Origin of the sequence: Breoghania sp. L-A4, from assembly GCF_003432385.1 — a bacterium.
GTDB lineage: Bacteria > Pseudomonadota > Alphaproteobacteria > Rhizobiales > Stappiaceae > Breoghania.
In genome coordinates this window covers 2087438-2109279 of the sequence record NZ_CP031841.1, presented here as the reverse complement: position 1 = coordinate 2109279, position 21842 = coordinate 2087438, and the positions used below count along the sequence as shown (strand labels likewise).

Below are 21842 nucleotides of genomic sequence, written 5' to 3'. Positions count from 1 at the left end.
CGAGGCTGGCTTCCGGCGGCAGGTATCAGGCAGCTTCCGGCGCGGGGACGGCGCGTGGCGCCTGCTCGTCTTCCGGCAGGCGATAGGTTTCCAGCGCGGCGGCGGCGGCAGCAATCACCGGCTCACCGGAAATCTCGACGGGCGTGAGAAAGATGCCGGCGCGCCGCGCGCCATGGCCGGCGCTGATCGAGGCGGTCCACCAGATGAGCAGCGGCGCGGCGACAAGCGGCAGCATCACCGGCAGCAGCCAGCCGACCAGCATGGGCGCGGCCCAGTAGGCCATCCCCAGGCTTGCGGTGCCGAAGACAACCATCCACCAGCTCGCGCGCAGGCAATCGAGCGGCGCGAGCGATCCGTCGGCGCGTTCGGCCGCAGGCCAGCCGAAATCCGCGCCGGTGAGCACCTGCGCGACCGATCGGCTCTGGAACATCATGTGAATCGGCGCCAATAGCGAGGCGAGCAGGAACTCCAGGACGGCGCTGCCGCAGGCGGCCGCATCGCCGCCGAAGGACTGGGCCTCTCCGACAAGCACCGCGCGCAGCACCAAAAGCACCTTTGGCAGCAGCAGCAGCGCGAAGACGCCGAAGAGCAGCGCCAGTCCCATTTCGGTCTCAGGGTGTGGAAAACGCGGAAACGGCGAGCCGGAGACGAAATAGACGGGTGCCGGCGCCACCTGCGGCGCAATGATGCTGGCGAGCAGAAAAAGCAGCCAGATGGGCGACGCCAGATAGCCGAAGACGCCCTGCAGCAGGTTGAGCCGGCTCCAGAAATGCAGCCCCGGCGCGGCCAGCACGCGGGTGTGCTGCAGGTTTCCCTGGCACCAGCGCCGGTCGCGTTTGGCGTAGTCGATCATGTTGGCGGGGGCTTCCTCGTACGAACCGTCGAGATCCGGATCCAGACGCACCTGCCAGCCGCCGCGCGCCAGCATGGCCGCCTCCACGGTGTCGTGGCTGAGAATGTCGCCGCCAAAGGGCGGCGCGCCCTGGAGCTTGGGCAGGCCACAGCTCTGGGCGAAGGCGCGCACGCGCACCAGCGCGTTGTGGCCCCAGAACGGGCCTTCCGCGCCCTGAAGCGCCGCGACACCGCGCGAGAACACCGGCGCGTAGAAGAAGGAGGAGAACTGGATCATGCGGCCGAACAGCGTGCGCCGGCCAATGATGCGCGGCACGGTCTGCAGCAGTCCCAGCCGCGGGTCCGCCTCCATGCGGCGGACCATCTCGACGATGGTCTCCCGCGCATCAGACTGTCGGCATCCAGCACCAGCATGTGGTCGTAGGCGCCGCCGCTCGCGCGGATGAAGTCGGCCACATTGCCCGCCTTGCGGCCCACATTGGGGCTGCGATGGCGATAGTAGAGGCGACCGCCGCCGCCAAGCTGAACGACCGCACGCCGATGCAGCGCGCGTTCGGACTCCACACACTCGGGGCGTGTCGAATCCGAGAGCACGTGGAAATCAAACGTCTCCAGCGCGCCAAGCCGCTCGAGCGCGCGATACATGGCGTGCAGCCGGGCGAAGACGGCGTCCGCGGCCTCGTTGTAGACCGGAATGACGATGGCCGTGCGGCCCTTGAGCGCCGACGTGGAACGCGGCACCGGATCGGGCGCGAACAGCAGGCCCAGAAGCGCCGTGCAGGCGCCCCACGACAGCCACAAGGCGCCGAAGGCGACAAGGGTGACGCGCAGAACGTCGAGCCAGTCGAACCCGTCGGCCACCGCCACGGATCCGAACATCGCCGCGGCGCCGGCCGTCAGCCCAAGCGTCAGCAGCACCGCGCCGCCGCGGCGCACGTACAGGCTCACCCGCGAGAGGATCTCGGATCCGGGGCGCGCGGCCATGCGCTACTCCACCCTGACCGGCACGCGCCGGCCACCGCGCAGCCGGCGCACACCGGCCGAAAGCCGCGCCAGCATGCGCCCGCGTGGCCGCTCGAGCGTATGAACCGGCATGGCGAGCGGAGAGGCGGGCGGCGGCAGGCAGAGGCTCGCCAGCACGCGGGAGCTCAGATCCGCCCGCGCGCTGCCGCGCAGGATATCGCGCTTGATGCCTTCGGACGCATCCGCGCCGCAGAGATCATGCAGCGCCGCCTCAAGACACAGCGCGAGCGCCGCATCATCAAGATCCGGGCGGCGCACCGTACGGCGAAGCGCCTCAAAGCCCGGCGCGGGCGTCAAACGGGAGGTGGACGAATTCGTAGAGCGCGTCATAGCAGCGTTCCCCATTGATAGGTCCAGGTTTCGGTCAGGCTTTGACCCTCGAGATGCAGGTCCGCGCGCAGCTCGACCGGCCGGCTTTCGCCGCCACGCTTCACATCAAGCACCAGCCGCCAGTCATCGCTGCCTTCAAGTTTCTGCAAATCGCTGTGAAGGAGCGTGCCGTTGTCCACGCCGATGCCCGCGGTCACCTGATCGTCGGGACCGATTTCCGGCAGCGAACCGCCGGCAAAGGTGATCACGAACTTGCGCGCCTGCGGATCGGGCTCAACGCCCGAGACGCCGCCGTGGCCCGTACGGGTGCTGGTCACGCGGCCCAGCGGATGATCCTCCTCGACGTTCAAAGCCCAGATCATCCGGTATTGCAGGTGATGCTCGGACCCTGCCGTCAGGCCTTCCCGCGGCATCCAGAAGGCCACGATGTTGTCGTGGATTTCGGCCGAAGAGGGGATCTCGGCGAGCCACACAGCCCCCTTGCCCCAATTGCCCACAGGCTCGATCCACACCGACGGACGGCGCTCGTAGCGCGCTTCCGTATCGAGATAGGCGTCTCCGGCGCGGTCGCGCTGCAGCAGGCCGAAGCCGCCCGGATCGACCTCGGAGAACAACGAAAGCTGCAACTGGCCGGGGTTGACCAGCGGTCGCCAGACACGCTCGCCGTTGGCGCGCAGGATCGCCAGGCCATCGCTGTCGTGCACCTCGGGACGGAAGTCGTCAAAGCCGGTGCGGTCGTTCTCGCCGAACAGATACATGGACGTCAGCGGCGCGATGCCGAGCCGCGAGACGTCGCCGCGCAGGAAGATGGCCATGCTCACATCGATGATGGTCTCGGTCCCCGGCGCGATGGTGAAGGCATAGGCGCCGGAAACCCGTGCGCTCTCAAGCTCCGCCCAAACGCGGATCTGCCGCGCGTCGATCTCCGGACGCTCGATGTACAGCCGGGTGAAGACGGGGAACTCCTCCGGCGCGCCGGCGGCCGTGTCCACCGCCAGCCCGCGCGCCGACAGCCCGTAACGGTTGCCGCGGCCCAGTGCGCGAAAATAGCTGGCGCCCAGAAAGCTCACCACCTCGTCGTGATGATCGGAGCGGTTGAGCGGATACAGAAGCCGGATGCCGGCGACGCCGGGGAACTCCAACGCCTCGAACTCCGCCGGATCGAGCGGGGCGAGATACTCGAAATCGGCGGCCGAAAAGGTGATCGGCCGGGCGGCGCCGTCAGCCACCTCGAACAGTTGCACCGGCGCATCGTAAATGCCGCCGGGATGAAAGGCCTGCATCTGGAAACCGCGGTCCTGGCCGCGCCAGACGGATCGCTCGCGACGATAATTGATCAGCCGGCGGCGGTCGTAATCGAGATCCGCCAGGGGTTTGGGCAGTGTCGCAGACGGCGGCTCGTAGGGCTCCGCGGCGCGCTGCTTCATGCGCGCAACCAGTTCGTCCCAGCTGAAGCTCTGCACGGCGGACCCGGACTCATCGGCGGCCGGCGCTTGCGCCAGCGCCGCCAGCGGCATGCCGCCGGCGATGGCAGCAATGAGAGCACCCGTCGCTTGCAGGTATTCGCGGCGATTCATGTCCAAACTCAACCTCTCTGACGCATCATTCAACCCGCATGGGCCGCGCGAAGCCCCTCGCTCAGGCACCTGGGAGGGGCGCCCGGGAAGGCTTGAAAACCATCTTCCGGTATCCGGGTCTGCACGAGGAACGCCCCAGCGGCGCAAAAGATCCCCGCAGTGCAGCAATTCATGCAATTTCCGCGCACGTCGGGCGCGGGCCGCATCGTCCGGTGCCGGATCGGGAATACCGACCACGGCAATTTGATCAGGAAAGACGGCGGCAACGGGGCCGAATTGCGCCGGCATCTTGACGCCCGCGACCATTAAATTAGCAACACAAGCAAGGTGTTGGGGCGGCACACATCCGCCCACGCGCCAATTCTAGCCACACTTGGATGGGGAGCGGAATACCGCAGCCGCAGGCTCACGCAGATGTGCGCTCCGCAGCGTCAATGTGACTGCCGATGCGGCAGAATGACGCAATCCGCACCGCAATGCGCGATGGCGGATCATTGCGGCGCGATAACGGGCGGAGCTAATCGATGCCGATCTTCTTGCGCAGAAGATCGTTGACGGCCTTGGGGTTGGCCTTGCCCTGGCTGGCCTTCATCACCTGACCGACGAACCAGCCCAGAAGGCCCGGCTTCTCGCGCGCCTGTTCGGCCTTCTCGGGATTGGCCTCGACGATCTCGTTGACGATCGCCTCGATGGCGCCGAGATCGGTGACCTGCTTCATGCCGCGCGTCTCGACGATTGCGGCCGGATCGCCGCCCTCGGACCAGACAATCTCGAACAAATCCTTGGCGATCTTGCCCGAAATCTCGCCCGCAACGATCAGATCGATGATGCCGCCGAGCTGGTCGGCGGAAACCGGCGAGGTGGTGACGTCGTGGCCTTCCTTGTTCAGCCGTCCGAAGAGCTCGTTGATCACCCAGTTGGCGGACAGTTTCGCGTCGCGGCCCTTGGCCACGGCCTCGAAGAAGTCGGCCGAGATCTTTTCCGCCACCAGAATGTCCGCGTCATAGGCCGACAGGCCGAAGTCGGCGACAAACCGCGCCTTCTTGTCGTCCGGCAGTTCCGGCAGATGGGACGCGAGATCGTCGACGAAGGCCTGGTCGAAGACCAGCGGCAGCAGGTCGGGATCGGGGAAGTAGCGGTAGTCGTGCGCCTCTTCCTTGGAGCGCATGGAGCGCGTCTCGCCACGGCCCGGATCGAACAGGCGGGTTTCCTGGTCGATGGAGCCGCCATCCTCGAGAATGCCGATCTGGCGGCGCGCCTCGTATTCGATCGCCTGGCCGGCGAAGCGGATCGAGTTGACGTTCTTGATCTCGCAGCGGGTGCCGAAGTCACCGCCGGGCTTGCGCACGGAAACGTTGATGTCGGCGCGCATGGAGCCCTGCTCCATGTTGCCGTCGCAGGTGCCGAGGTAGCGCAGGATGGTGCGCAGCTTGGTGAGATAGGCCTTGGCCTCGTCGGACGAGCGGATGTCCGGCTTGGAGACGATCTCCATCAGCGCGACGCCCGAGCGGTTCAGATCGACGAACGACATGGTGGGATGCTGGTCGTGCATCGACTTGCCGGCGTCCTGCTCCAGATGCAGCCGTTCGACGCCGACCTCGACGCGCTCGTCCGGCATGTCGAGATAGACGATGCCCTCGCCGACGATCGGCTGCTTGAACTGCGAGATCTGGTAGCCCTGCGGCAGATCGGGATAGAAGTAGTTCTTGCGGTCGAAGACGCTCTTGAGGTTGATCTCGGCCTTCAGCCCCAGACCGGTGCGCACGGCCTGACGGACGCATTCCTCGTTGATCACCGGCAGCATGCCCGGCATGGCAGCGTCGACCAGCGACACGTTGTCGTTCGGCGCGTTGCCGAATTCGGTCGAGGCGCCGGAGAACAGCTTCGAGTTGGAGGTCACCTGCGCATGCACCTCGAGACCGATGACCATCTCCCAGTCGCCCATGGCGCCCTTGATGAATTTCTTCGGATCGGGGGTACGGGTGTCAACGAGGCTCATGCGTCTCAAGGTCCTGTGCTGCGTCGGTTTCCGCGCGTCGCGGAAGCGCGTCCGGGCGATCCGGAGCACGGATCGCGGCGCTGAATATCATGTGCCTGTTGGGTAGTGGGAATTGCGCGCCTTCGCAAGAGGCAAGGTGTGGTTGGAGCGCTGAAGGAGGTGAAGGAAAGGTCCGAAAGCGCCATGCGGGGAATGCGACCGAGGACGACGGCCTTGGGCTTTGTCGCGAGGTGTCAGACGCCTTCGGCGAGTCCCTCCTGGGTTCCGGATCTCTCGACACGGGCTGCGCCCGTGCTCGGTCCGGAATGACGTTGAGAGTTGAAGCCCGGCAGCGGGCGACGGAGGGCGCGGCGGCCATCGTTGGCAGTCGGAGGCGAAGACTGGTGCCGCTCGCACAAAGCGCCATGTGGTGCTTCAACCCTCCCCGTCATTCCCGGCAGCGTGCGCGAAGCGCGTCGCGTGATCGGGAATCCAGGAGGAAAGCGCCCGGAGGGCACATGTATCTTCACCGCTGCGGGGGAATGCGACCGAGGATGACGGCCTTGGGCTTTGTTGCGAGGTGTCAGACGCCTCCGGCGAGTCTCTCCTGGGTTCCGGATCTCTCGACGCGCCTGCGGCGCGCTCGGTCCGGAATGACGTTGAGAGTTGAAGCGTCACACGAGCACTTGTGAATGCCGCCAGCAGGATCAGCCCGGCACCGGCCCCTCCGTCGGGCTTCAACCCTCCGCGTCATTCCGGCCCGTGTGCGGCAAGGCCGCATCACGCGAGCCGGAATCCAGGAGGAAAGCGCCCACCAGGCACCGGTCTCTTCTCTTTTCCGCCGCCGCCTATTTCGCGCTTCGCAGGATGTAGCCGATGATGACCGCGACGGCCTGGTACAGTTCCTCGGGATCTCCTCGTCGAGCGCCACCTGGGCCAGCGCCTGGGCGAGCAGCGGGTTTTCCTCGATCGGCACGCCATGCTCGGCGGCGATCTTCAGGATCTGGTCGCTGAGAAACCCCTCACCCTTGGCGGTGACGCGCGGCGCGCCCTTGGTATCGTAGGACAACGCAACGGCGATGCGCTTCTTGCCGGCGTCGTCGCGCGCGCCGCTCATGTGCGCCAGTCCACGAAATAGCCCGCCTTCTGCGGCTCGGCCGAGGGGCGGCCGCGGCGAATGTCGATGCGGGTGGCTTCCAGCCCGACGTCGCCAAACGCCTCGCGCAGGGCGTCGACGTCGGCGCGGAAACGGGCCGCCGTCTCACCACTCTCCGCCCAGAGCGTCACCGCCACGCTGTCGGCGCGCAGGGTCATGAGCGTATCGACGGCGCCGGTCTGCGGCAGATCGACGGAGAAGCGGATTTTCCAACCCGTCTCGCCCGCGCCCTCCGCGCCGGGGTGCCGCCGTCGCGGGCAATCTGGAACTGCGCCACCGCCGTCTGGTTGCCCAGCGCCAGCGGCAGCTCGAAATTCCACTCCTGCGTCTGGGCGGCGGCGCGGTGGGCGGCGCCCGCATGTTCGGAGCCGCCCATGGAGGCCATTTGCGACAGGCGGACCCGGGCGAGCGCCGCATCGGTGTCCGACAGAAGAATGCGCGCGGCCTCGCGTGGCGTGGCGCTCTCGGGGATCGTGGGCTGAGACGGCATCTGGCCGCGCGGCAGACCGCCGGCGCGCGGCGGCGGCTCGCCCGCCCCTTTTCGGGTTGCGGGGGCCGCATGTTCGCCCAGGAACGACAGCAGCGCGCCGCGCAATTGCATCAGCGAGGTCTTGAGATCGGTGCCACCGAGCAGGCCAAGCTGGGCCGCGACCTGAACCGCGGCTTGGCCCGCGCCCTGCGGCAGCGCCGCCTTCGCGCCGGCCTGGGCGGTCTGCGCCTGTCCTGACGCGCGTTGCACAAGATTGGCTTCCTGGAAGATGCCCGAACGCTGCACGGCCTGTTTCAACGGCGCGGGCTGGGAGGCGTCGCTTGCGGACATGCGGAAGCCCAGCAGATCCTGCAGCGCCTTTTGCACGGTGGCGGGCAACCCGCCGCCGCCCGAACGCACGAGGCCCGCCACATTGGCGAACAGCGGCGTCATGGAATCCTGCTTTGTCGCGGCCAGCGGGCGGGCCACCTCGGCCACCTGCCTGAGCATCTTGAGCATGTCCGGCGGCAGGGTTTCGCGCGCGCCGGGCGCCGCCTGGGCCGGAAGCGTGACCTGCGGCGCGGGTCCGCCGACCGCAACCTTCAGCGACACGGTCGTTCCGGGCTGCGGCGCGCCGGCGGGAAGGCGCAGTTCGAACGTCGCGGCCCCGGACTGGAATTGCGTGGTGCCCGCAGGCGTCTGCCCGACGACGCGCGCCACGAGTTCCGCGCCGGGCTGCAGGAGAGGCAGATTGCGCGCGTTGAGCACCGGCAAGGGCGCGGATGTCCCGCTCTGAGCCGCAGGCGCCGCGATCAGCCGCGCGCCGGAGGGCTCCACCTGCGGCTGCAGGCGGAGCGTCTCGCCCGTCGCGAGCGTGACCGCGCTGCGGATATCGGCGGTGAAGGCGGGCAGTTGCAGCTTGACGCTGCCGTTCTGGCCCTGGGCGAGGACGGTGGCGTCAATGGCGAGCGGCTGCGGCGCGCCGGCCTGGGTGGCGCCGGCCGTCGAGAGCGCCTGGGCTGTCGGCGTCTGGAACGTCTGAATTTGGGGCGTCTGGATTTGGGACGTCTGAGGACCCGGGATTTGCGTGATCGGCGTTTGAGCCGTCGCCGGCTGCTGGACGGAGGGCTGCGTTCCTGGTTGTGCGAGCGCAACGGCCGGTTGCGCGCCGGCCGGCACTCCGGTGGCGGGTTGGCCGACGGCGACCGGCTGGCCGGCAGGGACTGGCTGGCCAGCCAGGGCCGGGGCCGGCTGCGCGGAGGCAGACGCGGCGGACGGGATCTGGCCCGGAGCCGGCTGCCCCGGCTGCGCGATCGGGCCCGGACCGGCGGACGCGGGCAGCGTTGCGACCGTCTGGATGGTCACGGACTGGCCGGAAGCCGGTTGCGCGGACGAGGCTGCCGTGGGCACGCCCTGCCCCGTGGCGGTGGATTGTGCGGCGGGCGGCGCGAATTGCACGCGCAATGCCGCGCCCTCGCCCTGCACCGTCAGCCTGACGGTGGCGCCGGTGGGCACGGGCTGTGGCGGCCGCAACTCGAGCTTCATGGCGTTCAGTTCAATGCGCACCTTGCCGTCGGGCAGTTGCGCCAGGACCTTCGCCTCGACGGTGGCCTGGGCGGCCGTATCGACGATCACCGAGCCGCCCGCGGCGGCGGCCTGCTGCGGTGCCGGCTGACCGGCCGGGATCTGGCCCGCCAGGGAAGAGAGGTCCGGGGTTGGCCCGTCTGCGCAAGCGGCGTCTGGGGAGACGGCTGCGGCGGAAGCGGCTTGCCGGAGGCATCCAGCAGCAGCGCCAGCTTCGGTTCCGCGCCGCCGCTAGTCACCTTGAACTGCACCGTCTCGCCGGCCTTGACCGTCACCGGCAGGCGCAACTCCACCGTGGCCTTGCCGATGGCGAGTTTCGTCGCGCCGTCCGCGCCTTGCGACAGGACGCGCGCGGACACGGTTTCGCCTGCGTTCAACGGCGGCAGGCGCGCCTCGCCCGAGACCGGCAACGGGGTTGTTGATACGGCGGTGACCAATGGCGCTCTCCGAATGACGCCCGGACCGCGACAGGCTTTCCGAAACGTCAGCTCCCAGAGTATCGGCCAAATGCCTTCCACAAGCTAAACGAATTTCGCCCCCCTGAACGGCCGCTTGACCGAGATCAATTCAAACCGTTGCAAATGCAACTAGCATGGGACGCAGACAAGGCAACCCAGGAGAGAAGCGATGTCATTCTTCAAGCGCGCCGACGAGCGCATGAGCCTGATGGGCGAGATGATGGAGAGAACCGGCGTCGACCTCTCGACCGGCGCGGGTCCGTGCGAGGAATCCTTCCTGCGCCGGAGCATTTCCGCCTGCATGCACTGCGGCGCAGTAACCGAATGCAAGCAGTGGATGACGGAAGAGCACGACACGCCGCCGACCTTCTGCCCCAACAGCCGCCGCTTCTCGGACCATATCGCCGCCCGGTGAGTTCGCGGACGAGCAGACCTGCGGGGCGACATACGCCCCTGCCGCCGATGTTTCGAGACGGCGCGATGCGCCGCCTCGGCAAGGTATGGTGTTTTGGCTGTTTTTGAGGTCCGTCGGCATGGCGACGGAATCCCTCGGAGGCGTGCAGGCGGCACGTGTGGCCGATGCTTCGAGACGGGCCTTCGGCCCTCCTCAGCATGACGTTGAATTTTTGGATAGTTTTTGTAATTTCGTATTTTTATCAATACGATAACGTCATGCTGCGTAGCCGTCGAAGACGGCGTCTCGAAGCATCGGCACCGGGCGCAAACCCGGTGCATTCGTGCGGACTGGAGAAACAGACCGGCGCCCGGAGGGCCCCTGTCCGCTCAACGTCTCTTCAAGATTTAACGCCCGCGACCCTGACGCGTCGCGGGAGGCAGCCACTCAGCCCCACCATTTCTCCGGCGTGAAGCGGCCGGCGGCCTCTTCGATCACCTGAGCGGCCTGGAACAGCGTCTCCTCGCCGAACGGGCGGCCGATGAGTTGCAGGCCGAGCGGCAGACCCTTGGCGCTGAGGCCCGAGGGCACCGAGATGCCCGGCAGGCCTGCGAGGTTCAGCGGCACCGTGAAGATATCCTGCAGGTACATGCTCACCGGATCGGTGATGGCGCCCGAGGCGAAGGCCGCGGACGGCGTGGTCGGCGCAAGGATCGCGTCGATGCCGGCATCAAAAGCATCATGGAAATCCTGCTTGATCAGCGTGCGGACCTTCTGCGCCTTGAGGTAATAGGCGTCGTAATAGCCGGCCGAGAGCACATAGGTGCCGATCAGGATGCGGCGCTTGACCTCGGGACCGAAGCCGCTCGCGCGCGTCTTCTCGTACATGTCGGTGATGTCGGAGCCGTTGACGCGCAACCCGTAGCGCACACCGTCGTAGCGCGCGAGGTTGGACGAGGCCTCGGCCGGCGCCACGATATAATAGGCCGCGAGAGCGAATTTCGTGTTTGGCAGGGAGATCTCGACGACCTCGGCGCCGGCGTCACGCAGGTAGTCGGCGCCGCGCTGCCACAGGGCGTCGATTTCCTCGGACATGCCGTCGGAATGATACTCGCGCGGCAGGCCGATCTTCAGGCCCTTGAGCGACTTGCCGATGGCGGCCTCATAGTCGGGCACCGGCGCGTCCACCGAGGTGGTGTCCTTGAGATCCACCGAGGCCATCGATTTCAGCAGGATCGCCGCGTCGCGCACGGTGCGGGTGATCGGGCCGGCCTGATCCAGCGACGAGGCGTAGGAGACGATGCCCCAGCGCGAGCAGCGGCCATATGTCGGCTTGATGCCGACCGTGCCGGTGAGCGCCGCCGGCTGGCGGATCGAGCCGCCGGTGTCGGTGGCCGTGGCCCCGCGCACAGATGCGCGGCGACGGCCGCCGCCGAGCCGCCCGAGGAGCCGCCGGGAACCAGCGCCGTCGTCGAGCCGGTCTCACGCCACGGGTTCACGGTCGGCCCGTAGTGGCTCGACTCGGTGGACGAGCCCATCGCGAACTCGTCCATGTTGAGCTTGCCCAGCAGCACCGCGCCGTCGGCCCACAGGTTGGCCGTGACGGTGGATTCATAGGCCGGCTTGAAGCCGTCGAGAATGTGGCTGCAGGCCTGGGTGTGCACCCCTTTCGTGGCGTAGAGATCCTTGACGCCGATCGGAATGCCCTCAAGCGGCCCGGCCTTGCCTTCGGCGATGCGGACATCAGACGCCTGCGCCATCACCCGCGCCTTGTCCGCCGTCGTCGCCACGTAGCTGTTGAGCGCGGCCGCCCCGGCAATCGCGCCGAGATAGGCGTCGGTGAGCTCGGTGGCCGTGAACTGCTTGTTCGTCAACCCGTCGCGGGCCTCGGCAATCGTCAGGTCGGTCAAATCGGTCATGCGGTGAGCTTCTTCTCATAGAAAACGTTGAATTCTGAATCCGGATAGTCGGCGAAGGCCTCGCCACGCACGAAGCCCGCGCGCTCGTAGACGGCCCAGGCGGCCTCGAACCCCGGCGTCGACCCGGTCTCCAGCCGCAGCACGGGCACGCCGCGCATCACCGCCTCGCGCTCGATGGCCGCGAGAATCGCGCCGCCCACGCCGCTGCCGCGGATCGCGGGATCGGTGTACATGCGCTTCACCTCGCCAAAGCCCGTGTCGTGCAGCTTGAGCGCGCCCATGCCAACCGCCTTGCCGTCGTCGCCGCGCGCCACGAACACCACCGTGTCGAGACCCGCCATCTGCTCCGCCGTCATCTGAAACTGAAACTCAGGCGGCGACAGCGGGCGCATGGTGGCGTTCAGCGCCTCGACCATGGCGCGCACCTCGTCCTGCAGTGGGGTCTCGAGGGCGATCGACACGCTCATGAGGTCTACTCGACGACCTTCGGCACCACGAAGAAATTGTCCTCGCTGGCCGGGGCGTTGGCGACGATATCGGCCGCCTTGCCGCCGTCGGTCACCACGTCGGCACGCAGGCGCATGGTCGTCTCGACCGCGGATGTCATCGGCTCGACGCCGCTGACATCGGCCTCATCAAGCTGCTCGACGAAGCCGAGAATGGCGTTGAGCTCGCCCTTCATGGTCTCGGCCTCGGCATCGGAGACGGCGATGCGCGCCAGTTTGGCCACGCGTTTCACGGTCTGGGTATCGACGGACATGCGCGTCTTTCCATTCTTGCTCGGAGTGAGCCATTCTTCATCGAAGTGGACGGCGGTTTTTGCGAAGGCTGCGGGCTCCCGGAGACGGGCCGCGGGCTTTGGCGAAACCTGCATATAGCATCGCCCGTCCGCGCCGCGCAATGCGCCAGCCGCGCCCGATGCGGGCAAACCGCCGCCTCACCGAAGCCTGACGCCACTGTGAGCGAGGATTGATTGGCGCCCGGGCCGCGATCGCGTCATCTGGTATGGCGAGCGTGCTGCCGCCGTCTCGGCATCCCGCCCGTTTGGCATCCCCGTCATCTGGCATTTATGAGGACGCATCATGACCTTTACCGCATTGCGCCGGACCTTCGCCGCCGTCGCCGTGATTGCCGGCGGCGCAGGCCTCACCGCCACCGCGTTTCCCGCCATGGCCGACGAGGTCACCACCTATGTGACCCACGGCGCCGCCATCGGCGGCACCGATCCGGTGGCCTATTTCACCGACGGCAAGCCGGTGGCGGGCTCCGACGAGTTCACCGCCACCTACGACGGGGTGACATGGAAATTCGCCTCCGCCGCCAACCGCGACGCCTTTGTCGCCGAGCCGGAGAAATACGCTCCCGCCTACGGCGGCTATTGCGCGACGGGCGCCAGTTTCGGCGTGAAGATCCCCATCGACCCCAACAAGTGGCACATCGTCGACGGAAAGCTCTATCTCAACGCCAACGAGGGCGCCGACAAACGCTTCCGCGAGGACGTTGAGGGCACCATCTCCCGCGCGGACGAGGCCTGGCCGAAGATCAAGCAGATCCCGGCCGACAAGCTGTGAGGGGTTGGATGCCGCCATTCGATAAACCCACGATTGTCATCCCGGCTGCAGCGAAGCGGAAAGCCGGGACCCAGTAGCCGTTGGCTGCCCGGCTCCTGCCGAGAGGTCGAGATCGTCCTGGAGCAACGACCGCGACGTGATCGCGAAGGCATGCGTTTACTGGGTCCCGGGTCTCGCGATGCTCGCCCGGGATGACATCGTGGGGAACGTGACGACAGTGACAAGTGCCCCCTACTTCAGCCAGCCGCCCAGACGGTCCAGCGCGTCGGTCATGTCGGCCTCGGTGCCGGCGAAGGAAAAGCGCATGTAATTGTGGCCACGGGCGTGGTCGAAATCCGCGCCCGGCGTCGCGGCGACGCCGGCTTCCGCCAGCATGCGCCTGGCGAAATCCATCGAATCATTGGTGAAGCGGCGGACGCTCGCATAGACGTAGAAGGCGCCGTCGACGGGCAGCAGCTCGTCGAACCCCAGCGCCGGCATGCGCGCGAGCAGCAAGGCGCGGTTGCGCGCGTAGCCCGCCTTGATCGCCTCCAGCTCCTCTGTGGCGTCGAACGCGGCAAGCGCCGCGCGCTGCGACAGCGACGGCGCGGAGATGTAAAGGCTCTGCGAGATGCGCTCGAAGGGACGGATCAGAGGCTCGGGCACGATCATCCAGCCGATGCGCCAGCCGGTCATGCAGTAGTATTTCGAGAAGCTGTTGATGACGATGGCGTTGTCGTCGTACTGCAGCGCGCAATCGGCGCGGCCCTCGTAGACCAGCCCATGGTAGATCTCGTCGGAGACGAAGACGATGCCCATGTCGCGCGCGGCCTCCACCAGCGCCTTGAGCGCGTCGGGCTGCATCATCGTGCCGGTGGGATTGGCGGGGCTTGCGACCAGCAGACCCTGGATGGGCTTCTCCGCATGCGCGCGGGCAAGCAATTCCGGCGTCAGCACCCAGCGGGTGTCGGCGGAGACCTCGATCTCGACGGCTTCCAGCCCCAGCACCTTGAGAATGTTGCGGTAGGCGGGATAGCCCGGCGCGGGCAGCGCGATCCGGTCGCCTGGATTGAAGGCGCCGAGGAACGCCAGATTGAAGCCGGCGGAAGAACCGGTTGTCACCATGATGCGGCGCTCGGGCACGTCGATGCCATAGGCCGCTTGGTAATGCGCGGCGATACGGTGGCGCAGAGAGGAAAGCCCGCGCGCTTCGGTGTAGCCGATGCGGCCATCGTCCAGGGCGGCGCGCGCCGCCGCCATCACGGGCGCGGGCGCCGGGGCGCCGGGCTGGCCGACTTCCATATGCACGACGCGGGCGCCGGCCGCCTCGCGCTCCATGGCATCGCTCATCACGTCCATTGCCAGAAACGGCTCGACGTCGCTGCGCCTCGAGGGTTTCAACATGGGCTCTCCGTCTCTGCCGCCGCTCGGCCGCGCGCTGTGTTGCGTTGCATTCCGTATCCGCCGTGCCGTCGTCTTGCCGCAATCGCGCGCTGCTGTGATCTTCGATCCCGAGCGCGCGCGTCGGCCGCGCCGGCCAGACGGTTGACCGCGGGTCACACCATCCATACCGTCGCCGGGCGCGATACGCTCGCTTCGCGCCCGAAAACCGGCGGCCCGTTTGTGGATGGCCCGTATTTCGACCGCCCGTTTTCGAACCGCCAGACAGAGGACCGCCAGACCGTGACGACTGCCCTAACCCGTTTGCGCGCCGCATGCCAGCCTCACCTGACGCCTCGCACCGCCGTGAGACCGGAAGCGCATGGCTCCGGCGGCGAGCCGGCCGCGCGGCTGCGGCGTCTCACGCCAAGGCTGGCAACCGGCGCGCTGGCGATGGTCATGGGCCTGCAGGCGGCATGCCTTCCGGCGCTGGCGCAGGGACGCAAGCTGCCTTTGGTGCGCGACGCGGAAACCGAGACGCTGCTGCGCGACTACGCCCGGCCCATCCTCAAGGCGGCGGGGCTTGCGGGCGATTCGGTCGACGTCATTCTGATCAACGACAAGCGCTTCAACGCCTTCGTGGTCGACGGCCGCCGCATCTTCATCAACACCGGCGTGATCATGGACGCCAAGACGCCGAACGAGGTGATCGGCGTGCTCGCGCATGAGACCGGACACATCGCGGGCAACCACATGGCGCGGCTGCGCACCGCCGCAGCCCGCGCGCAGATCATGGCGGTGATCGGCGCGCTGCTGGGCGCGGGCGTGATGGCGGCGGGCGCCAGCGCCGGCTCGGGCGGCGTCGCCCAGGGCGGCGCGGCCATCGCCGGCGCGGGCGGCGGCATCGCCCAGCGCTCGCTGCTGGCCTACCAGCGCACCGAGGAGGCCTCCGCCGACCGCGCCGCGGTCACCTACCTCGACCGCACCGGCCAGTCGGCCAAGGGCATGGTGACCACCTTCGAACGCTTCGCCGACCAGCAGCTTTTCTCAGCCCAATACACCGACCCCTACGTGCAGAGCCATCCGATGGCGCGCGAACGCCTGTCGCAGCTGGAAAACCTCGCCAAGCGCAGCAAGAATTTCGGCAAGAAAGATTCTCCCGCGCTGCAGGCCCGGCACGATCTGGTGCGCGCCAAGCTGCTGGCCTTCACGTCCCATCCGCAGACGGTGTTCCGCGCCTATGGCGAAAAGGACCGCAGCCTGCCGGCCGAATACGCGCGCGCCGTGGTCAAGATGCGCAGCGGCAACCCGCGCGACGCCGACCGCGCCATCGACGCGCTGATCGCCAAGCAGCCGAACAATCCCTATTTCTGGGAACTCAAGGGCCAGGCACGGCTGGAATCGGGCAAGCCGAGGGAGGCCGTGGCGCCCTTCGCCAAGGCGGTCTCGCTGGCGCCGAACGAAGGGCTGCTGCACATCTGGCACGGCTACGCGCTGGTGGCGTCGGGCGACAACGGCGCGTTGCGCGCGGCCGTGCAGTCGCTAACCAAGGGGCTGCAGCGCGAACCCAATTCGCCGCTCGGCTATGCCCAGCTGGCGATCGCCGAAGCGCGCCTGGGCGACACGGCGGCGGCCGATCTGGCGACCGCGCAATCCATGATGGCGGGCGGCGACTTCGACAACGCGCGCCGGTACGCGGCCCGCGCTCAACAGAAATTGAAGCGTGGATCGCCGCAATGGCTACAAGCGGACGACATCGTGTCCTATAAGCCACCCAAGTTTTGATATGAATGCGCACCGCGGCCGCAGAGGCCCGGCAGCCACCAGGAGCACACCATGAAGCGTATCCTTCGCGCGGCCGCGGGCCTTGCCATCGGCGCCGCCATGACGATCGCCGCCCCCTTCGCCGCCGGGACCGCCAGCGCCGAGCCGTTCGACGCCGCCAAGCGCGGCGAGATCGAGCAGATCATCCGCAACTACCTTCTCAGCAATCCGGAAGTCGTCCGCGACGCCTTCATCGAACTCGAGCGCAGGCAGAAGGAAGAAGAGAACGCGGCGCGCGCGGGCACCATCGCCAGCAACGCCGACATCCTGTTCAACTCCACCCGCCAGGTGGTGCTCGGCAATCCGGAAGGCGACGTCACGCTGGTCGAGTTCTTCGACTACAACTGCGGCTACTGCAAGCGTTCGCTCAGCGACATGAACCGGCTGATCGAGGAGGACGATCAGCTGCGCGTCGTGCTCAAGGAGTTCCCGGTGCTGGGTCAGGGCTCGGTGGAGGCCGCCAAGGTGGGGGTGGCGCTCAATCTCACCACTCCCGAACTCTACGGCGCGTTCCACAACAAGCTGCTTTCCGGTCGGGGCCAGGCCAACGCCGCCCGGGCGCGCGAGGTGGCGCTGGACGTCGGCGCGGACGCCGATGCGCTGGACACGGCGATGAAGGATTCCGAAGTGGCGGCGACCATCGAGGAGGTCTATGGCCTTGCCAACGGCCTTGGGCTGACCGGCACGCCGTCCTACGTGGTGGGCAACGAGGTGGTGTTCGGCGCGGTCGGCTACGACCAGCTCAAGAAGCGGATCTCCGACTTCCGTCAGTGCGGCTCGACGAGCTGCTAGGGCGCGATGCGGAAACCGTGCGGCGTTGCGATAGCAAACGGGATCGTCCCAATGGAGCTTCGCAGTGTCCGCATATTCGCCGGTCGCTGAAATCTGAGCAGTGCGCGCGGAAATCAAATGCAATTGTCATCCCGGGCGAGCATCGCGAGATCCGGCAACTGTGTTGTTGAGTGTGTCATGCGTGGAACGGGACACCGTCTCTTAGGATGGCGTTTGCGGTGACGAGGATTTTTCTGGCCAGCGCGATCATGGTGACCTTGAAGGGTTTTCCGCGATCGACCAGGGCCCGGGCATAGGCCTTGAAACGCGAGTTGGAGCGCGCCGCGGTGACGGCGGCCATGTAGAGGGCGTCGCGCACCCGCTTGCGCCCACCCTTGATCGCGCGGTGGCCCCGGAAACGGCCGCTGTCGACATTGAAGGGCGCAAGACCCGCAAGCGCCGCGATCGCCTTGGGCGATGTGGTGCCGAGCTCACGCATCAGCGCGATCAGCGTCGTGGCGGCGACCGGGCCGATACCGGGAATGGAGCGCAGCAGCCTTTCCATCCCCGCGAACGTCGCATTGGCCCGGATGAGGGCGGCGCGCTCGGCCTCCACAGCGGCGATCTCCTCATTCAGCCAGGCAAGGTGGCGCTCCAGGCTCGACCGCTCGCACTCATGGGCCTCGGCAAGACGAAGCTTTTCCTGCTGGCGAATGGCGACCAACTGGTCGCGGCGCTTGTGTACGCCGGAGAGCCGGTCACGCGCCTCGTCGGCCGCCGGCGTGGCCTGCGGATCGAGGCACTGCCCCATGGCGGCGAGCATGCGGGCGTCGATGGCATCCGTCTTGGCGATGAGGCCGAGTGAGCGGGCAAAGTCGCGGGCACGGGAGGGATTGACCCGGGCAAAGCGCAGCGCGTGTCCGGCCAACGCCCGGGCAAGCGTGCGGTCAAAGCGGCCCGTCGCCTCGAAGACGACGAAGAGCTGACGCTCACCAAGGCCTGCGAGCCATGCCTCGATGGCCTCGGCCGTGTTGTCAACGCGCCGATGGGTGTCGTAAAGCCCATCAAAAATATCGAGATGATGCTTGGAAACATCGATTCCAATGAAGCCAGGGTGTATCCTCATGGCGCCTGTCCCTGTGCTGCGAGGTCCGGTTGCGGCGGCCTCGATCAACTGTTCAGGTTTGGATCTGTCTGCGCGGGCGGGGATCCGTGCCGGTTCTCGGTCTGCAAAACCTGGGACCCAACGATCTCCCGTCCGCACCCATTCTGACACATCGACAATACACAGGGACCCAGTAACCAACGGCCGAACTGATCGTGCCCTGATGCCGCCACAGCCCGAGCCACCCCACCGGCGTTAACGGCTACTGGGTCCCGGCTTTCCGCTTCGCTGCAGCCGGGATGACAATCAACTGTGATTGCGGATCAACCGGACGGCCGTGGCTCGGGAGACGATCGGGCGACACGCGCACGATCATCGCCCGGGAAAGCCCCATCGGGGCTTTTCCTCCCCACGCCGAACCCCTATAACGGGCGGGACTATGCGCAGGCGGCGCGTGCCGGGCACGGGCCGCCATTGGGGTTTGAATGGCATCCACCATCTTCGTCTTGAACGGGCCGAACCTGAACCGTCTCGGCAGCCGCGAGCCTGAGCACTACGGCCGGACCACATTGGCCGACATCGAGAGACTGTGCCGGGAAACGGGCGAGGACCTGGGACTAGACGTGGAATTCCGCCAGACGAACTTCGAGGGCCTTATGGTCGACTGGATCCAGGAGGCCGGCGACGTGGCGCAAGGGCTGATCATCAACCCCGCCGCCTATACGCACACCTCCGTGGCGATTCACGACGCCATCCGCGCAGCGGAGATCCCGGCGGTCGAAATCCATCTTTCGAACGTCTTCGCCAGAGAATCCTTCCGGCACCATTCCTTCGTATCGCCGGTGGCGCACGGCGTCATTTGCGGCTTTGGCGCGACCGGCTATCGCCTCGCCATCGAAGCGCTTTCCGATGTGATCCGGACCTGAAAATTAGACAGCGATTGAAAAGCAACATGTCCAACAAGAAATCCACCATCGACCACGATCTGATTCGCCAGCTCGCCGGCCTGCTCGACGAGACCAACCTGTCGGAAATCGAAGTCGAGCAGAACGACCTGCGCATTCGCGTCGCCCGCCAGATGAGCGTCACCGCGCCCGTGGCCGCCGCGCCCGCGGCACCCGCGGCAGCAGCCGTCAGCGAGGCCCCGGTCCCCGTCGACCCGGCGAACCATCCCGGCGCGGTCCCCTCGCCGATGGTCGGCACCGCCTATCACGCGGCCGAGCCCGGCGCGCGGCCGTTCATCGACGTGGGCCAGAGCGTGCGCGAAGGCGAGACGATCATGATCGTGGAAGCGATGAAGACCATGAACCAGATCCCGTCGCCCAGGGCCGGCACGATCAAGGCCATTCTGGTCGACGACGGCCAGCCGGTCGAATTCGGCGAGCCCCTGGTCATCATCGAATAAAGGCGCGCGCCATGTTCTCCAAGATTCTCATCGCCAACCGCGGCGAGATCGCGCTACGCATCCTGCGCGCCTGCAAGGAGCTGGGCATCGCGACGGTGGCCGTTCATTCCACCGCCGACGCCAACGCCATGCATGTGCGGCTGGCCGACGAAAGCGTGTGCATCGGCCCGCATACCGCCCGCGACAGCTACCTCAACATTCCCTCCCTGATGGCGGCGTGCGAGATCACCGGCGCCGACGCCGTGCACCCGGGCTACGGCTTTCTGTCCGAGAACGCCCGTTTCGCCGAGATCCTGGAGGCGCACAAGATCGCCTTCATCGGCCCGTCGTCGGAACACATCCGCATCATGGGCGACAAGATCGAGGCCAAGCAGACCGCCAAGCGGCTCGGCATCCCGGTGGTTCCCGGCTCGGAAGGCGGCGTGACGAGCGCCACCGAAGCCAAGCGGATCGCTGCCGAGATCGGCTATCCGGTGCTGCTGAAGGCGGCGGCCGGCGGCGGCGGACGCGGCATGAAGGTGGCGCTCAACGAGGGCGAGATCGAAACCGCCTATTCCACGGCCCGCGTGGAGGCGCGCAACTCGTTTGGCGACGACACGCTGTACATGGAGAAATATCTCCAGAAGCCGCGTCACATCGAGGTTCAGATCCTGGGTGACGGCAAGGGCCGCGCGGTGCATCTGGGCGAACGCGACTGCTCGCTGCAGCGCCGCCACCAGAAGGTGCTGGAGGAAGCCCCCTCGCCCGCGCTCAACGCCGCCAACCGCAAGAAGATCGGCGACATCTGCGCCAAGGCGATGGCCGACATGAGCTACTCGGGCGTCGGCACCATCGAGTTCCTGTACGAGAACGGTGAATTCTACTTCATCGAGATGAACACCCGGCTGCAGGTGGAGCATCCGGTGACCGAGATGATCACCGGCATCGATCTGGTCAACGAGCAGATCCGCATCGCCTCGGGCGGCGATCTGGGTTTCACCCAGGATGACATCACGTTCGAGGGCCACGCCATCGAATGCCGGATCAACGCCGAGCACGCGCGCACCTTCGTGCCCTCGCCCGGCAAGATCACCTATTATCACCCGCCCGGCGGCCTTGGCGTGCGCGTCGATTCCGGCGTCTATCAGGGCTATTCGATCCCGCCGCATTATGACAGCCTGATCGGCAAGCTGATCGTGCACGGGCGCAACCGGGTCGAATGCATGATGCGGCTGCGCCGCTGCCTCGACGAATTCGTGGTCGACGGCATCGAGACGACCATCCCGCTGTTCCGCGAGCTGGTCGACAATCAGGATATCGCCAACGGCATGTACGACATCCATTGGCTGGAAAAATATCTCGCGGATCCCGTCGATATCTGATGTAGGCCAAGAATGAGCCGCTCCAACGACGACGTTCTTCTGGAAATCACGCCGCAGGTTTTGCTGAAAGCCTATGCCTGCGGCATTTTTCCGATGGCGGAATCAGCCGACGATCCCGAGCTGTTCTGGATCGAGCCGGACCTGCGCGGCGTCCTGCCGCTTGACGCCTTTCACGTGCCGCGCAGGCTGCGCCGCACGGTGCGCGCCGATCATTTCGAGATCCGCGTCGATCACGACTTCGACGCGGTCATCAACGGCTGCGCGGCCCCCGCACCGGGACGCCGCAAGACCTGGATCAACCGGCCGATCCGCCGGCTGTATGGCGAGCTGTTCGAGCTGGGGCACTGCCACACGGTGGAGGCCTGGCGCGACGGACATCTGGTCGGCGGGCTCTACGGCATCGCGCTGGGCGGGGCGTTCTTCGGGGAAAGCATGTTCTCGCTGGAGCGCGACGCCTCGAAGGTGGCGCTGACCCATCTCGCGGCAAGGCTGATCGCGGGCGGCTTTTCGCTGCTGGACACGCAGTTCGTCACCGAGCACCTGAAGCGCTTCGGCGCCGTGGAGCTCGACAAGCGCGCCTATGCATCCGTGCTGGAGACCGCCATGCGGATCGAGGGCGATTTTCACCGCATGGGCGACCCTGCCTCGGGAGAAATCTCCGGCGCGGCTGTTCTGAATGTGCTTGAGGGACGGTAGGTATCCCGCT

The 21842-nt window shown here is 67.0% G+C and carries 21 protein-coding genes and 1 pseudogene; 8 read left to right on the top strand and 14 right to left on the bottom strand.

From position 1 onward, the window contains the following. Positions 1–25: 25 nt before the first annotated feature. From mdoH to D1F64_RS09745, 9 genes are all read right to left on the bottom strand, one after another. Positions 26–1216 (bottom strand): glucans biosynthesis glucosyltransferase MdoH, encoded by a 1191-nt coding sequence (gene mdoH, locus D1F64_RS09775; RefSeq protein WP_205470718.1) that lies wholly within the window; start codon positions 1214–1216, stop codon positions 26–28. Continuing rightward, positions 1126–1836, bottom strand: a complete 711-nt coding sequence (locus D1F64_RS24505; RefSeq protein ID WP_205470717.1) for a glycosyltransferase — start codon at positions 1834–1836, stop codon at positions 1126–1128. The genes mdoH and D1F64_RS24505 overlap by 91 nt, the downstream gene beginning before the upstream one ends. 3 nt (positions 1837–1839) lie before the next feature. After that, positions 1840–2205, bottom strand: coding sequence for a hypothetical protein (locus tag D1F64_RS09770; RefSeq protein WP_162901453.1), 366 nt, complete (start codon positions 2203–2205; stop codon positions 1840–1842). Next, positions 2202–3782 carry a glucan biosynthesis protein gene (locus tag D1F64_RS09765; protein WP_117412286.1) on the bottom strand — a complete coding sequence of 527 codons (1581 nt, stop codon included), beginning with the start codon at positions 3780–3782 and terminating at the stop codon, positions 2202–2204. The genes D1F64_RS09770 and D1F64_RS09765 overlap by 4 nt, the downstream gene beginning before the upstream one ends. A 517-nt stretch (positions 3783–4299) precedes the next feature. Continuing rightward, positions 4300–5781, bottom strand: a complete 1482-nt coding sequence (gatB, locus tag D1F64_RS09760) for an Asp-tRNA(Asn)/Glu-tRNA(Gln) amidotransferase subunit GatB (RefSeq protein ID WP_117412285.1) — start codon at positions 5779–5781, stop codon at positions 4300–4302. A gap of 562 nt (positions 5782–6343) precedes the next feature. Then, positions 6344–6877, bottom strand: coding sequence for an EscU/YscU/HrcU family type III secretion system export apparatus switch protein (locus D1F64_RS25395; RefSeq protein ID WP_346432318.1), 534 nt, complete (start codon positions 6875–6877; stop codon positions 6344–6346). Beyond that, positions 6874–7104, bottom strand: coding sequence for a flagellar hook-length control protein FliK (locus tag D1F64_RS24500; RefSeq protein ID WP_248304762.1), 231 nt, complete (start codon positions 7102–7104; stop codon positions 6874–6876). Before D1F64_RS24500 ends, D1F64_RS25395 begins: the two co-directional genes overlap by 4 nt. Next, on the bottom strand, positions 7071–9020 hold the full coding sequence (locus tag D1F64_RS24495) for a hypothetical protein (protein ID WP_248304702.1): 1950 nt from the start codon (positions 9018–9020) through the stop codon (positions 7071–7073). The genes D1F64_RS24500 and D1F64_RS24495 overlap by 34 nt, the downstream gene beginning before the upstream one ends. Then, positions 9017–9406 (bottom strand): hypothetical protein, encoded by a 390-nt coding sequence (locus D1F64_RS09745; protein WP_162901451.1) that lies wholly within the window; start codon positions 9404–9406, stop codon positions 9017–9019. The genes D1F64_RS24495 and D1F64_RS09745 overlap by 4 nt, the downstream gene beginning before the upstream one ends. 190 nt (positions 9407–9596) lie before the next feature. On the opposite strand from D1F64_RS09745, the gene D1F64_RS09740 reads away from it, so the two are divergent. After that, positions 9597–9842 carry a DUF6455 family protein gene (locus D1F64_RS09740; protein WP_117412282.1) on the top strand — a complete coding sequence of 82 codons (246 nt, stop codon included), beginning with the start codon at positions 9597–9599 and terminating at the stop codon, positions 9840–9842. Positions 9843–10268: 426 nt separating this feature from the next. Here D1F64_RS09740 and gatA read toward each other — a convergent pair. The 3 genes and pseudogenes from gatA to gatC all read right to left on the bottom strand — a co-directional run bounded on the left by gatA (position 10269) and on the right by gatC (position 12500). Then, a pseudogene (gene gatA, locus D1F64_RS09735) lies at positions 10269–11740 on the bottom strand (Asp-tRNA(Asn)/Glu-tRNA(Gln) amidotransferase subunit GatA). Further along, positions 11737–12207 (bottom strand): GNAT family N-acetyltransferase, encoded by a 471-nt coding sequence (locus tag D1F64_RS09730; protein ID WP_117412281.1) that lies wholly within the window; start codon positions 12205–12207, stop codon positions 11737–11739. Before D1F64_RS09730 ends, gatA begins: the two are co-directional and overlap by 4 nt. Positions 12208–12212: 5 nt before the next feature. Next, on the bottom strand, positions 12213–12500 hold the full coding sequence (gatC, locus tag D1F64_RS09725) for an Asp-tRNA(Asn)/Glu-tRNA(Gln) amidotransferase subunit GatC (RefSeq protein WP_117414529.1): 288 nt from the start codon (positions 12498–12500) through the stop codon (positions 12213–12215). A gap of 322 nt (positions 12501–12822) precedes the next feature. Here gatC and D1F64_RS09720 point away from each other — a divergent pair, with 322 nt between their 5' ends. Continuing rightward, positions 12823–13311, top strand: coding sequence for a YHS domain-containing (seleno)protein (locus D1F64_RS09720; protein ID WP_117412280.1), 489 nt, complete (start codon positions 12823–12825; stop codon positions 13309–13311). A 231-nt stretch (positions 13312–13542) separates the two neighbouring features. On the opposite strand, the gene D1F64_RS09715 is transcribed toward D1F64_RS09720, so the two are convergent. Further along, complete coding sequence (locus tag D1F64_RS09715; RefSeq protein WP_205470716.1) at positions 13543–14694, bottom strand: aminotransferase class I/II-fold pyridoxal phosphate-dependent enzyme; 1152 nt, start codon at positions 14692–14694, stop codon at positions 13543–13545. Positions 14695–14973: 279 nt separating this feature from the next. Between D1F64_RS09715 and D1F64_RS09710 the strand changes: the two genes are divergently transcribed. Both D1F64_RS09710 and D1F64_RS09705 read left to right on the top strand, forming a co-directional pair. Then, positions 14974–16455 (top strand): M48 family metalloprotease, encoded by a 1482-nt coding sequence (locus tag D1F64_RS09710; RefSeq protein WP_248304701.1) that lies wholly within the window; start codon positions 14974–14976, stop codon positions 16453–16455. A 51-nt stretch (positions 16456–16506) separates the two neighbouring features. After that, complete coding sequence (locus D1F64_RS09705; protein WP_117412278.1) at positions 16507–17286, top strand: DsbA family protein; 780 nt, start codon at positions 16507–16509, stop codon at positions 17284–17286. A gap of 175 nt (positions 17287–17461) precedes the next feature. On the opposite strand, the gene D1F64_RS09700 is transcribed toward D1F64_RS09705, so the two are convergent. Continuing rightward, on the bottom strand, positions 17462–18391 hold the full coding sequence (locus tag D1F64_RS09700) for an IS110 family transposase (RefSeq protein WP_117411581.1): 930 nt from the start codon (positions 18389–18391) through the stop codon (positions 17462–17464). A 464-nt stretch (positions 18392–18855) separates the two neighbouring features. Here D1F64_RS09700 and aroQ point away from each other — a divergent pair, with 464 nt between their 5' ends. From aroQ to aat, 4 genes are read left to right on the top strand one after another with little or no spacing between them, the layout of a single operon-like run. Next, entirely contained in the window at positions 18856–19296 is a 441-nt protein-coding gene (gene aroQ / locus D1F64_RS09695) for a type II 3-dehydroquinate dehydratase (RefSeq protein WP_117412277.1), read from the top strand. Positions 19297–19322: 26 nt separating this feature from the next. Further along, positions 19323–19775, top strand: a complete 453-nt coding sequence (gene accB / locus D1F64_RS09690) for an acetyl-CoA carboxylase biotin carboxyl carrier protein (protein WP_117412276.1) — start codon at positions 19323–19325, stop codon at positions 19773–19775. Between the two features lie 11 nt (positions 19776–19786). Continuing rightward, positions 19787–21136: an acetyl-CoA carboxylase biotin carboxylase subunit gene (accC, locus tag D1F64_RS09685; RefSeq protein ID WP_117412275.1), complete on the top strand. Its 1350-nt coding sequence runs from the start codon at positions 19787–19789 to the stop codon at positions 21134–21136. A gap of 12 nt (positions 21137–21148) precedes the next feature. Continuing rightward, positions 21149–21832 carry a leucyl/phenylalanyl-tRNA--protein transferase gene (gene aat, locus D1F64_RS09680; RefSeq protein ID WP_117412274.1) on the top strand — a complete coding sequence of 228 codons (684 nt, stop codon included), beginning with the start codon at positions 21149–21151 and terminating at the stop codon, positions 21830–21832. Positions 21833–21842: the final 10 nt, after the last annotated feature.

Excerpts from the sequence above, each read along its gene's own strand:
- D1F64_RS09715 (WP_205470716.1), bottom strand. The coding sequence starts at position 14,694 with ATGTTGAAACCCTCGAGGCGCAGCGACGTCGAGCCGTTTCTGGCAATG.
- D1F64_RS09770 (WP_162901453.1), bottom strand. The coding sequence starts at position 2,205 with ATGACGCGCTCTACGAATTCGTCCACCTCCCGTTTGACGCCCGCGCCG.
- D1F64_RS09740 (WP_117412282.1), top strand. The coding sequence starts at position 9,597 with ATGTCATTCTTCAAGCGCGCCGACGAGCGCATGAGCCTGATGGGCGAG.
- accC (WP_117412275.1), top strand. The coding sequence starts at position 19,787 with ATGTTCTCCAAGATTCTCATCGCCAACCGCGGCGAGATCGCGCTACGC.
- D1F64_RS24505 (WP_205470717.1), bottom strand. The coding sequence starts at position 1,836 with ATGGCCGCGCGCCCCGGATCCGAGATCCTCTCGCGGGTGAGCCTGTAC.
- D1F64_RS09720 (WP_117412280.1), top strand. The coding sequence starts at position 12,823 with ATGACCTTTACCGCATTGCGCCGGACCTTCGCCGCCGTCGCCGTGATT.
- accB (WP_117412276.1), top strand. The coding sequence starts at position 19,323 with ATGTCCAACAAGAAATCCACCATCGACCACGATCTGATTCGCCAGCTC.
- D1F64_RS09730 (WP_117412281.1), bottom strand. The coding sequence starts at position 12,207 with ATGAGCGTGTCGATCGCCCTCGAGACCCCACTGCAGGACGAGGTGCGC.
- aroQ (WP_117412277.1), top strand. The coding sequence starts at position 18,856 with ATGGCATCCACCATCTTCGTCTTGAACGGGCCGAACCTGAACCGTCTC.
- D1F64_RS09705 (WP_117412278.1), top strand. The coding sequence starts at position 16,507 with ATGAAGCGTATCCTTCGCGCGGCCGCGGGCCTTGCCATCGGCGCCGCC.
- gatC (WP_117414529.1), bottom strand. The coding sequence starts at position 12,500 with ATGTCCGTCGATACCCAGACCGTGAAACGCGTGGCCAAACTGGCGCGC.
- mdoH (WP_205470718.1), bottom strand. The coding sequence starts at position 1,216 with ATGGTCCGCCGCATGGAGGCGGACCCGCGGCTGGGACTGCTGCAGACC.
- D1F64_RS09765 (WP_117412286.1), bottom strand. The coding sequence starts at position 3,782 with ATGAATCGCCGCGAATACCTGCAAGCGACGGGTGCTCTCATTGCTGCC.
- aat (WP_117412274.1), top strand. The coding sequence starts at position 21,149 with ATGAGCCGCTCCAACGACGACGTTCTTCTGGAAATCACGCCGCAGGTT.
- D1F64_RS25395 (WP_346432318.1), bottom strand. The coding sequence starts at position 6,877 with ATGAGCGGCGCGCGCGACGACGCCGGCAAGAAGCGCATCGCCGTTGCG.
- gatB (WP_117412285.1), bottom strand. The coding sequence starts at position 5,781 with ATGAGCCTCGTTGACACCCGTACCCCCGATCCGAAGAAATTCATCAAG.
- D1F64_RS09700 (WP_117411581.1), bottom strand. The coding sequence starts at position 18,391 with ATGAGGATACACCCTGGCTTCATTGGAATCGATGTTTCCAAGCATCAT.